Here is a 12,569-nt window from a genome sequence, read left to right on the forward strand (position 1 = left end):
ATGAAAAAGAGGGGTAACAATGTTACTGAGCGTTTGGTTGATTCATCAATTGTTGGCTTCGTAATAAATGATAATGGTTATCATTATCAAAGTCAATACTTTTTCTGAAATTTATTAAAAATAAAGTGAAATTTTAATTAGTGGTGGGTATCACTTAATTAATGATTAGCCCGTTACAGAGTGTAAATGAAGGGAAAATAGAAAAAGAACAGCAATTATCGCTGTTCTTCTTGTTGTACATATTGTTGTAAATCAAATGGTGTAATCTCTTGAATAAACTCTTTGGAGATTAGCGACTGAATAAGTGTACTTTCTGTAATACTTGCACCTGTTTTCTTTTTGTATGCTTGTTGTAATAAATGCAACTTCTCTAATGTTTCTACCGGTAGTTCAACTGTTAGTGTGTTCATATTTCTCCCTCCCAATTATTAGAGTACCATTACAATATAAGAGATACAAGAAAAGAGAATAGATTTAATGAAAATGCTTTCATTTATCCCGCTATTTGCGGGCTGTAAGATTCTCATCTCAAAACTTAGAGGATTTTAGGTGGGAATCTTACAGCCCGATTGGTTCAACTAACACTCGGTGGGGGATGAAGACCCCACTGAGTGAAGTTTCACTTTATTCCGCATCCATGTGCTGTAATACTTCTATTTCAAAATTTATGAGGATACGAAGAAGGTAAGGCGGTAGATAAACAGCATATAAATGCTTCACTAATCGAGAGAGAAATGGAAAAAGACCGCTGCTATAGCGGTCTTTTTTTATCAGTATCTTTAGGCGATACCGATATACTTTAATGTTTTTGATGGGGTATTGTGTTCAAAGAAATGTTGTAAAAATGCAATATCTACACCAGATTTATAAGCGCAATATCCCCATGTTTTTCGAAGTGTATGTGAGCTAATCCCTTCTAAACCAACTTCTTTTGCGGCTTTATTTAAAATGTACCATGCATGTTGTCTCGTAATAGATTTTGTACCTTTTTGAGATTTTAAGAGCGGTTCATTTCGGCGCCACGACTTTCGATCTTTCATGTAATCTTCAATAGCTTGTTGTAACTCTTCGTTTACAGCAAACCACTTATGTTTTTTCATTTTTTCATTGTAGAATAAAATGGAGTGACGAACATTATCATTTTCGTCCATAATATCATTGACTTTTAGCTGTAAAATTTCACTAACTTTTAATCCGGAATTAACAGCTAATACAAATAATAATGCATCACGCTTTGATGATTGTAATAGTATATTTTTTATTGTTTCTAATTGTTTTTCATTTTGAATAGGTTGTCCTGCTTTTTTCATTTTACGCACTCTCCTCTTTATGTGTATGTAAAGGAAAGGATTAACTTACCTATTACTATAAAGGGAGTATGTGAATTTCGTGTGAACTCCTCGTGAAATCAGGACAAATTCTCGTCGTCCTTATATTTTTGTAAATCGAAATAGAAGACAACACCATTTTCTTTATTATATACACCGTAGTTTGCATGGTGTAGATCTAAAATATTTTTTACAATAGATAAGCCAAGACCTGTTCCACCTGTATGTCGACTACGCGATGCGTCTAATCGATAGAAGCGATCCCATATTCGATTTAGGCTTTCTTCTGGAATTGGTGTCCCATTATTTTCAATTTCTACTTTTACTCGATCTTCATCGTCTAATAAACGAATTTGAACTTGTTCATTATCAGGTGTATAGCGAATTGCATTACTGAGCAAGTTCACAACAACTTGTTCAATGCGGCTGCGATTTGCTTGTACAATAATATTGGAATCAACATCTATGTTTACTTGTAATTGTTTTTCTTCAATACTAAAGGATAATTTTGTATAAACTTGCTGAATCAATTCTCCAATTGAGAAGGTGTCCATTTGTAATTTATACGTACCAGACTCGAGTTTAGCAAGTTCTAGCATTTCGATAATTAATCGATTCATTTTATCGGTTTCTTCTAAAATGACATCTGTATAGTATGTTGTATCTTTGCTAACACCATCTTGAATTCCTTCTGCAAAGCTACGTATCACACTAAGAGGTGTTTTTAATTCATGTGATACACCAGAAATAAATTCTTTACGTGTATTTTCTAGTCGTCGTTCCTTCTCAATATCTTGTTGTAATTTTGTATTTGCAACATGTAATTTATCAATACGATCTTTTAAATTGACTGATAATTTATTAATACTGCTTGATAATCCACCAATTTCATCATCGCTTGATACCGGAAGCTTTTCGGAAAAATCAAAGTTTGCCATTTTTCGAGTCACACGATTGATTTTAATTAATGGTTTTGCAATGATTTTCGAGTAATAAAAGGATAATAAAATAATGACAATAAAGACAACAATTAAAGCATACACATAATAATCTTTTAAGACAAGCATCGCCTCATCGACCGGCTGCAATGATGTCATAGCAAAGGCATACTCTTTTATTTCTCCTTTTTCGAATATCGGTTGTACGAAAATTTGTCCTTTTACATCATCTTCATCACCTAATATAAGCGTTGTTGGTTCATCTATATTTGATTTTCCAAGCATGACAGAAATGCTCCATTGCTGTATAGCTTGCAGTGTATCCACATTATTTGCAAGAAGGAAGTCACTTTTTGAAGGAAGGTGTACCTTAGATATGGTACCTTCTATTGGACGCCCCTCAATGCTAAGTCCAAGATCTTTTCTATAAGGGTTACCTTTTTCGATTTTCCATTCAACCCCAAATGCTTTAGAGTCTGATATGATATGGTCATTGCGCCAAGTTTGCTGCCCTTTGTTAATTGTAATAGGGATGAGCATATCTCTCTTCTGTATTCCATATACTATAATACGATCAGCAGGTTGTAAGTTTAGTTTCATAAGGGAAATATATTGCTCACTCGTTAAAATGTTATTTAATGGAATAAAAAATGTTTCACGGTCTCTATCGATTATTTCAATATAATAAGTATTTTCATCTTTAATAATTCCATTTTCATCTAGTAAAACAAGATCGGAGTTTGTTGTTTCTTGAAATTCACGTTTTAGCTTCGTAACCTCTTCAAATGTTATACCTTCTTTTTCATAACCTGCCACAAATTTCTCAAAAGCTGTTTGGACTGTTTGGATTTTTTTACTGCTATAAAACTTTTCAAGATATAGTGATTGACCAATAAAAAAGAGTAAAAATGTAACAGTAAAAAGTGCTGATGTTAATAGAAAAAGTTTGAAAACAATGCTTCTTTTTTTCACTTCTTCACCTCTCAAATAATAGCTGCGTTTCATTGTTTCAGCGAGCGGTAATGATTACTTTAAAAATTAGCAAACCCCATGACCTAAAAGAAAACTTACTTATAAATGGTCTGATGAGTTTACTCTATACATAGTGAGAAGGATAGTTTCACGCTGAAAGTTTTACTTTATCCCGCATTAACGGGTTAACACTCAGTGGGAGATGGAGAAAATCTCCACTAAGTGAAGTTTCACTTTATTATAACAAACGAATACATAAAATATAGGGAGAAATCTAGCTTGTATTTCTATAGTTTGTATAGGAAAAGTAAAATATAATAAAAGAACTCGCCGGACGTATGACGAGTTCTTTGTCGTAATTATTGAATAGCTGCGTCTAAAGCAATTTCAATCATTTCATTAAATGTTGTTTGACGCTCTTCAGCAGTTGTTTCTTCACCTGTAAAGATGTGATCACTTACAGTTAGTACAGATAAAGCATTTACACCGTATTTTGCTGCTAATGTGTAAAGTGCAGTTGTTTCCATTTCAACAGCTAGTACGCCATACTCTCCAAGTTTTTTCACCATGTCCATGCTTTCGCGGTAAAATACATCAGCAGTTAATACGTTACCAACACGTACTTGTAAGCCTTTTGCTGTACCAGCATCATATGCCTTCTTTAATAAATCAAAGTTTGCACATGGTGCGAAGTCAAATCCAGGGAATGTTAAACGATTCATGTTAGAATCTGTGCAAGATGTCATTGCGATAATAACGTCGCGTACTTTTACATCTTTTTGAATCGCACCGCATGTTCCAACGCGAATTAAGTTTTTCACGCCATAGCTTTGAATTAATTCGTTCACATAAATCGAAATAGAAGGGACACCCATACCTGTACCTTGAACAGATACGCGCTTTCCTTTATATGTTCCAGTGAATCCTAACATACCACGAACATTGTTATAACATGTCACGTCTTCTAAAAAGTTTTCTGCAATATATTTCGCACGTAGCGGATCTCCTGGTAGTAAAATAGATTCAGCAATTTCACCTTGTTTTGCTCCAATATGAACGCTCATAATCTGCCTCCTTATTATGTAAAATCAACACCATCCCATAGTGCGAATGTTGTCGAATAAAATGAACTACTCTTGTAGTATACACGATGTTGAGCGTTTTCAATAGTGTTTCTCATGGAATTACAAACAATAATTGATTTTTATATGTTGACTTTTCTGAATTATGTTACAATTTAAAGAAAATGCGAGGGTGATTGCATGAAAAACCTTGTAATAGGAATGATTGCGTTATTGTTAATTGTTATTGGTGGATTTTACATGCAAAAATATAAGAATGTAGCAAAAACAACAGGTAAGATTGAAGAGGTAAAGTGGGATATAAAGAATAAAGAAAGTAATCAAAGTGTGAACATTAAGTTTCAGTTGTATGATCAAAGTGGAGATGAGGTTTTAGGGGTAAATGATCATATTTTAGCAGTTATAACGGATGAACAATTACAAACAATTCAGCATATCAACCCACGGTTTTCAGGGAACGGAACATATCAAATGTCGTATAAGCCAAAAAAAGAAGGCTCATATACCGTGTTTTTATATGAAAATGATGAGGAAACAGTAAAGCAATTTGCGAAAAAAATTTTTATAAAAGGAGACAAGCAATTAAAAACGAAACCTGTATCAAAAACAGATGCGCTCCTCACAAAAAAGATAGGTGAATATAAAGCATCATTGTTATTTCGCACATTATATGAAAATGAAGCAGCGACATTAACATTTCAATTTCAAACAGAAGAAAGGGAGAAACTTAGATTACGTTCTAATGCTGGTGAAAAAGCCTCGCTTTCTATTGTTGATGATGAGAGAAAGCATTTTTTATATGCAGTGCCAGTAAGTGAAGAAGGTGGACAATTACAGTACTATATCACGTTTCCAGTAGAGGGAATATATAAAATATGGGGTACTTTTTATATAAACGGAAAGAAACATGAACAGGAGTTCACATTACAAGTGAAAAAACGAAAAGAGAGCTAATGTCAGCTCTCTTTTCGTTTTCCAATTAACTTTGTAACAGCAAGCATCGTAATGGGAAGGGAGTGATTTTTTCGGAATACTAAATATTTACCACTCCAAGTGGGTTTATATTTTTCTTTGAAATGTCTCAAACCGCTAAAACTATATGTGTAACGAACGTTATTAAAAATAGCAGCTGCAACACGTTCCGACCAAAATGAGTGAGCTGAGAGACCGACATTAGAAAGCGGAGCCATTCCTATATTAAAGGAACTGTAATTGTTTTCTTTCGCCCAGTGGAATAAATGGATAAACATTGCATCCATAATACCACTTGGTGCATCGGGATAATATCTCATTAAATCTATAGATAGCTCACCATCTTGATAAACCGGCATAAACGTAGTAAAAGCAATGATTTTTCCGGTATTATCACATAAAGTTGCGACAGGTGCTCGGTTAATATATTCACGGTTAAAGTATCCAAGAGAGAATCCCTTCTCTTTTTTTCCACCTAGCCAAACGTTTGATACTTCTAGTAATTCATTATATAAATCATCAGAAAATGGTGGCTCGTGAATAGCGAATGTATAACCTTCTCGCTCAAAACGGTTAAACGTTGCACGAAGGCCGGCTCGTTTCTTTCCTGAAATCGTGAACGTGTGTAAATCAACAACAGCTTCTTCCCCTAACTTAAAGAAGTTATAACCAAAATCATGGTATAAGCTCATCCATTTACTTTCAATTTGATAAAAGACACAAATATAACCGAATCGATCGGCCTCTTTAAGAAACTCTTCTAGTACTTTACGGAATGAAGATGGATCGCCAATTGGATCTCCAAGCACAACAAGCCGCTTACCAGCAGGAGAGAACAGTAGGAGAGCCTTTCCATCACTGCTGAAGAAAAATTGTTTATCACCTAAAAAACCTAAGTGACTTAATACATTCCCACCGTACGAATCTAAAAAGTTTTGCAGTCGTTTGTCGTTCGCAGGTTGTCCTGGAAAGGATGAACGGTAACGATTTGCAATAATAGAGCCAATCAGTAAGAAAATAGGAACAAAAAGTGCTGCAGCAAGTGCACTCCGTTGTACTTGCTCGATGTCTCGTACAACAAAATCAGGCTGGAAAACTTCTTTTGCTTCTGCAAAAATAATTCCTATATTTTTATAAAGATAGAGTGTAACGAGTAAAAGTAAAAGTACTTTTACAATATCGGAAAATGTAACTTCCATTTTCTCGCGAACAAACCGTTTACGCAGCATATATAATACAGCTAGTACAATTAGTAAAATAAATGTTTCTTCTAAGTCAATTCCCTTTAACGTATTAAAAATAGCAGCGCCGATCAGAGAAATAATCGTCATGTAATAAGAGCGCTTCGTACCGTGATAAATACCACGTGACAAAATAACGAGTAAAATACCAAATGTTAATGATAGACTAAATGAAAGTTCAATAAGTTGTTTTGGAACTAAAATATGTATAGCATCAGCTCGAGTTGTACTTGTTGGTAATATTGTTGATAAAATGACCATAATACCAGCAAAAATAGTTAAAACAGCAGAAGCCCAAGGGCCTAGTTTGCTAATAAAATCACGCTGAAGTGTCCAAATAACTCCCGTCGTTTCAAGAGCAGGTGCAATGAAAGGTTTGTTTTCTATTTTTTTTAGAGCAGCACCAGTCATTTCAAACGCGGCAAAAATGAGTCCAAGTCCAAATGGCAAAATATAATAGACAAGACGATAGAGTAACATAGCAGGTAATAAGACACCCGTATCTACTCCGTAATGTTCCATACCATGTAAAAAAATAAGGTCAAAGGAACCAAGTCCTCCTGGTACAAGGCTAATAACACCAGCTAATGCAGCGATAACAAATACACCAAGAAATGCTTGGAATGGTACTTCGATGCCAAATAAAATTAAAATGACATACATCACAACTCCAGCAGAAAGCCATTCCACAAGAGAAACGATTGAATAAAGAATGGTTGGGTTTTTCTCTTCTGTTTCTGCATCTATCTTTCTTGTTTTTCGACTTTTTATTTTAGAGAAGCCGATGTATAGTGGTACAAACAAGGCGAAAAAGATGAGAACAGGCCATAACCAAGGTTTTTCCTGTAAAAGGATGCCTGTATCTAAAATTTTGATTAGCCCAAGAAATGATAAAATGGCTAATCCGTTAATAAATGCAGTTGTCATCCAAGCGATACTTTTAATAAGCTTACCAGTTTCTTCTACATGCGGTCTGTATAACATTGTACGTATGCCAGCTCCAACAAGTCCTCCAAATCCGATAAAACCATTTAACGTATTTGAAATCCAAGAAACTCTAAATATTTTTTGAATCGGCACATCTGCACGCAATGAACGGAGCATCACAAAATCGTAAAAGAACATAGTAGAAACGGCTAATGCGCCGAGCGTAATTGCTAAGAAAAATCCACCTGTTGGAATGTTTTTTATCGTTTCTATTGCTTCTTGAAACGAGATACCAGCTAATTCTTTTCGTGCTTGAAAAAATACAATTGTTAATATAACAAAAGGGAAAATAATTTTTCCGATTTGTAGCATGCGTTTCCATGAGAACGACATAAAATACAACTCTCCTTGTATAAAGTGAAACTTCACTCAGTTGGGCGCTCCATCTCCTCACTGAGTGTTAGCCCGACCAATTGGGTATTTACAGGCTGTTAATCTCCCACCTAAACTTCTTCGTATTCTCTTAACTTTTGAGGTGGGAGTCTTACAGACCGCAAATAGCGGGATGAAAAACTGCGACAATATTTTTATTATGACAAATTTCAAGGAAAATAAAAAGCTGAATTGAAAAACGAAAAGGAAAAAGCCCGCTTTTTTTGCTAAGAGGTAGGTGTTCCGTTTTGTATAAATGGTGTTTGTGTAACAGAGGAGGTAGAGTGAAACTTCATCCCTTTGATTGCCAGCCTGTTAATGTGGGATAAAAAATTTAAGTTTTCATTTCTTTTGAAGGAAATTGAGGTTTTTAAATCGAAGAGAACACATATATTTACGTTTATGGCGGTGCTTTTTTCTCGCAGAAAAAATAGGGAAAGTGTTTGAACTTATTTTGTTATATAGAAAAATAGCGCATATCGTATGTAAGTTACATAAATTAAATTGTTACTTAGAAGGACAAAAAGGCATTGAGCCAAAATAGGCGAAGGAGAGGAATGAAGATGTCGAATTCCATGGTGGAGAATCAAACGGAGCAAGTGACGGTTTTTTTACAAGAAGTTATTATGATTATGACAGATTACGTCAATTATCATACTTTACCTGCTTTAATAGAAGAATGTGAGGATGGGGATTCAAATTATTGTGCGGGCTTATTAGCATCTTTACGACGCTTACTTGTGTTTTGTGAAGAGGGATTAGACGCTTGTCTTGTATTAAAGCATGGGCAGCCGTTTCGTAAAAGTGCAGCAGAACGTACATTGTATAAAATTTATCATCAAGTGATTGCAGAATTCTTTTCACCTAAAAATGATCATTGGTATGAAAATAGTCGCTCTGCTTATACAGGAAAAAATTCAATTACATTTCAACAAAAGCCGCCGCGTTCTATAGAGAATGTTATGAAACATTTAGAAGGAAAGTTTCAAGAAATGCGTGAGGAACTAGAGTATTATGAGACAGACTATCATACGAAGATGGTACAAAAGTAATAAATGAGATTTCTTACTAAAACAGAAAAGAAACCTACAGGGAAAGGAAAGTTATTCTGTAGGTTTCTTTTCTGTTTTACGGCGGCATATACAAATTTTATTTTGAATACATTTAAAGTAGCACCGAGGAGGTGACATATGGGACAGCAAGAAGTATTTGTAGATTATTTTCATGAGGTGGAGCATTGGTGTGAAAGTGTGCTTCATGTGTTAGATAACCGAGCAGCTGAAGTGTATGATGTACACATGCTTGCCTCTAAAATTCAAATGTTATTAGAACGGATTCGAGAGGATAATTGCGAGCGTGATGTAGAGTTTGTATATGAGATTAGTGATGACGTGGAACATATACAGCATTATCTAGAGGAAGCATTAACTGTGGATTCGAGGCATTATGCTGTATATGAAAGAAGCTACGCCTCCCCTTCTGTACCAATTGGTGGACATACGCTTCCTCCTCTTCCTTACCCATATCATGCGTTAGAGCCATATATTTCGAAAGAGATTATGATGTTACATCATGATAAACATCATCGAAGCTATGTTGAAGGACTAAATAAAGCTGAGAATATGATGGAAAAAGCGAGAAGTACAAATCAATATGATTTATTAAAACATTGGGAGCGAGAGGCGGCTTTTCACGGTTCGGGACATTATTTGCATACAATTTTTTGGAACAATATGAAAAAAGGTGGGGGAGGTAGACCAAAAGGAGACTTATCGAGACAAATTGAAAAAGATTTTGGAAGTTTTTTACGCTTTCAAAAACATTTTACAGAAGCTGCTTCTAAAGTTGAAGGATCAGGTTGGGCAATTCTTGTGTGGGCTCCTAGGGCTGGGCGTTTAGAGATTTTACAAAGTACACTTCATCAACTGTTTACACAGTGGGATACAATTCCGCTTTTAGTAATCGATGTTTGGGAGCATGCTTATTACTTACAATATAAAAATCGAAAAGAAGAATATATTCAAAACTGGTGGAATGTTGTGAATTGGGATGATGTAATGAAACGATTTCAAAATGCAAAAGAGCTTCAATGGGTACCTTATTAGACGCATCTATATGCGTCTTTTTTCGTTTGTAAAAATTGTTTTTGTGACTGCTAAGTGAAGTAGCTTTAGGAATCGATGATTTTCTTTAGATAGAGAAGTTCAATTCCTCATTCATATTTTAAATGTCCAAGCATACACTTGTACAAAAAGTACCAAAAGGACGTGAATATATGAGGCAAACATGTATTGTAGTGGCTCTTATTTTTTTATGTGTAAGTATGTTTCCGAGTTATACATATGCACAAATAAATGAAACAAGCGCTCGCAATGTCATTTTAATGGAGCAACACTCAGGGCGTGTTTTATATGCAAAGCAAGAACATAATCAAGAAAAAATAGCAAGTATAACAAAAATTATGACAGCACTATTGGCTGTTGAATCTGGGAAGTTACAAGATACGGTATCTATTAGTAATAATGCTGTGCGTGTGGAAGGTTCAGCAATTTATTTAAAGCCAGGGCAAAAAGTTCCCTTAGAAGATTTGGTGTACGGTTTAATGCTCAGGTCCGGTAATGATGCTGCACAAGCTATTGCTGAGCATGTAGGAGGAAGTATGGAAGGGTTTGTGTATTTGATGAATGAGAAAGCAAAAGAAATTGGTATGAAAAATACGCATTTTTCTAATCCACATGGCCTAGATGGTGATGGGGAACATTATTCATCGGCGTATGATATGGCGCTATTAACGAGATATGCTATGAATTATAAGGAGTTTCGAAAAATTTTTGGTACAAAATCATACCAATCAAAAGCATGGGATTATCCATGGAAAAATAAGCATAAGCTTGTGACATTTAAATATGAGTATGCTACAGGAGGTAAAACGGGATTTACGAAGAAGGCAGGAAGAACACTTGTGACAACTGCTTCAAAAGACGGACTGGATTTAATTGTTGTAACGATTCATGCGTCTAGTGATTGGAATGATCATATGTACTTATTTAATGAAGGGTTTAAAAGATATAAAGAAACAATGGTGTTAAAAAAAGGTGCACTTTCTGGAGTAGAGGAACAAAACTATGTGAATCATGTCTATACGAAAAATAGCTTATTGTTGCCGTTAGCAGAAGATGAACGAGACGAGGTAACATTAGGGATTGAGTTTGATAAAACAGCGAAGCTTAAAGATGGAGAGAAAGTGGGGCGAGCCGTTCTCTATTTAGATGGCAAGGAACTTGGTGAGCGTAACATATTTTATAGTAAGCAAAAATTAGTTGCGACCACGGGTTTATTTTGGACCGATTTTAAAGAAGTATTTTCTCATATGTTAGGTGTCGGGACTGATGGTTAATCTCGTATGGGTGGCAATGGCGTTAATTGGTATTGTATATGCGATGATAAATGGCACGATGGAGGAAGTAAATAAAGCTGTCTTTGATGGATCAAAAGATGCGGTAACAATTTGTATTGGATTAATTAGTGTACTTGTGTTTTGGCTTGGTTTAATGAAAATTGCTGAGGAAGCGGGATTATTAAAGAAGTTAGTCACATTTTTTATGCCAGTTGTCAAAAAGCTATTTCCTGAAATACCAAAAGATCATCCATCAATGGGATTTATTTTATCAAATATGATGGCGAATTTTTTTGGCTTAGGTAATGCAGCAACACCGCTTGGCATTAAAGCGATGGAACATTTGAAAGAATTAAATGGTGGAAAAGATTATGCAAGTCGCTCAATGATTACGTTTTTAGCGCTAAATACGTCAGCAATTACATTAATTCCAACGACAGTTATTTCAATTCGAATGACGTATGATTCAGCCAATCCAACGGAAATTGTTGGAGTGACATTTATTGCTCAAGTGTTATCAATGATTGGAGCCATTTGGATTGACCGCTATTTTTATAAAAGACGAAGTAAAAAGGGGCGAAAAAAATGAGCATTGTAAATACAATTTCGTTATGGGTCATTCCATGTGTAATTGGATTTATTCTTTTATATGGGACAATTAAAAAAGTGCCAACATATGAAACGTTTGTAGAGGGGGGGAAAGAGGGCATTCAAATTGCCATCTCTATTTTACCTTTTATGGTTGGGATGCTCGTTTCTATTTCTATTTTTCGTGCATCAGGTGCACTAGATGCGATGATAGGTGTTATAAAGCCAGCGTTAGATTTTATCCACGTACCAGCGGAAATTGTCCCACTAGCTCTTATTCGCCCAATTTCTGGATCTGCAGGTCTTAGCATTACAACAGATTTAATTGCAACATATGGACCAGATTCTTTCATTGGAAGACTTGCGTCAACAATGCAAGGTAGTACAGATACGACATTTTACATTTTAACTGTATATTTTGGTGCAGTTGGAATACGAAAAATGGGTGACGCGCTAAAGGTAGGATTGTTTGCTGATTTTATTGGTATTGTATGCTCACTTGTATTTGTTTCGCTAATGTTTCAATAACCCTTCCATTTGTAGTCGCCTTTCGCTTATAATGAAAAGATGACCACTATTAAGTATGTGCTTAATAGTGGTTTTTTCATGGTGTATTTTTGACAAAATAATGAACATTTATTGTGAGAAAATAAGGAATAATGAAGAATAGAACATGTTTCTTCCTTTATAAG

At 35.0% G+C, this 12,569-nt stretch carries 11 protein-coding genes; 6 read left to right on the forward strand and 5 right to left on the reverse strand.

Annotation, left to right across the window (positions count from 1 at the left end; translation table 11 throughout):
• Nucleotides 1-215: 215 nt before the first annotated feature.
• From BAMA_RS04620 to deoD, 4 genes are all read right to left on the reverse strand, one after another.
• Nucleotides 216-410 (reverse strand): DUF3924 family protein, encoded by a 195-nt coding sequence (locus tag BAMA_RS04620; protein WP_034636590.1) that lies wholly within the window; start codon nt 408-410, stop codon nt 216-218.
• 369 nt (nt 411-779) lie between these two features.
• Nucleotides 780-1,310 carry a tyrosine-type recombinase/integrase gene (locus BAMA_RS04625; protein WP_034636592.1) on the reverse strand — a complete coding sequence of 177 codons (531 nt, stop codon included), beginning with the start codon at nt 1,308-1,310 and terminating at the stop codon, nt 780-782.
• Nucleotides 1,311-1,408: 98 nt separating this feature from the next.
• Nucleotides 1,409-3,238 carry a sensor histidine kinase gene (locus BAMA_RS04630; protein ID WP_034636594.1) on the reverse strand — a complete coding sequence of 610 codons (1,830 nt, stop codon included), beginning with the start codon at nt 3,236-3,238 and terminating at the stop codon, nt 1,409-1,411.
• Nucleotides 3,239-3,597: 359 nt separating this feature from the next.
• Complete coding sequence (gene deoD / locus BAMA_RS04635; protein ID WP_034636597.1) at nt 3,598-4,302, reverse strand: purine-nucleoside phosphorylase; 705 nt, start codon at nt 4,300-4,302, stop codon at nt 3,598-3,600.
• A gap of 198 nt (nt 4,303-4,500) precedes the next feature.
• Between deoD and BAMA_RS04640 the strand changes: the two genes are divergently transcribed.
• Entirely contained in the window at nt 4,501-5,274 is a 774-nt protein-coding gene (locus BAMA_RS04640) for a hypothetical protein (RefSeq protein WP_034636599.1), read from the forward strand.
• 2 nt (nt 5,275-5,276) lie between these two features.
• On the opposite strand, the gene mprF is transcribed toward BAMA_RS04640, so the two are convergent.
• Nucleotides 5,277-7,853, reverse strand: a complete 2,577-nt coding sequence (gene mprF / locus BAMA_RS04645; protein ID WP_034636602.1) for a bifunctional lysylphosphatidylglycerol flippase/synthetase MprF — start codon at nt 7,851-7,853, stop codon at nt 5,277-5,279.
• Nucleotides 7,854-8,455: 602 nt separating this feature from the next.
• On the opposite strand from mprF, the gene BAMA_RS04650 reads away from it, so the two are divergent.
• The 5 genes from BAMA_RS04650 to spmB all read left to right on the forward strand — a co-directional run bounded on the left by BAMA_RS04650 (nt 8,456) and on the right by spmB (nt 12,405).
• A complete protein-coding gene (locus tag BAMA_RS04650) occupies nt 8,456-8,944 on the forward strand; it encodes a YpuI family protein (protein WP_034636603.1) in 489 nt (162 codons plus the stop codon).
• A gap of 138 nt (nt 8,945-9,082) precedes the next feature.
• The gene (locus BAMA_RS04655) at nt 9,083-9,997 is read left to right on the forward strand and encodes a superoxide dismutase (protein WP_034636605.1); all 915 of its coding nucleotides are present in this window, start codon (nt 9,083-9,085) and stop codon (nt 9,995-9,997) included.
• Between the two features lie 170 nt (nt 9,998-10,167).
• On the forward strand, nt 10,168-11,289 hold the full coding sequence (locus BAMA_RS04660; protein WP_034637131.1) for a D-alanyl-D-alanine carboxypeptidase family protein: 1,122 nt from the start codon (nt 10,168-10,170) through the stop codon (nt 11,287-11,289).
• Nucleotides 11,282-11,878, forward strand: coding sequence for a nucleoside recognition domain-containing protein (locus BAMA_RS04665; protein WP_034636607.1), 597 nt, complete (start codon nt 11,282-11,284; stop codon nt 11,876-11,878). Before BAMA_RS04660 ends, BAMA_RS04665 begins: the two co-directional genes overlap by 8 nt.
• On the forward strand, nt 11,875-12,405 hold the full coding sequence (spmB, locus tag BAMA_RS04670; RefSeq protein WP_034636609.1) for a spore maturation protein SpmB: 531 nt from the start codon (nt 11,875-11,877) through the stop codon (nt 12,403-12,405). Before BAMA_RS04665 ends, spmB begins: the two co-directional genes overlap by 4 nt.
• Nucleotides 12,406-12,569 lie beyond the last annotated feature (164 nt).

This window comes from Bacillus manliponensis, assembly GCF_000712595.1.
In the GTDB taxonomy this organism is placed as follows: domain Bacteria; phylum Bacillota; class Bacilli; order Bacillales; family Bacillaceae_G; genus Bacillus_A; species Bacillus_A manliponensis.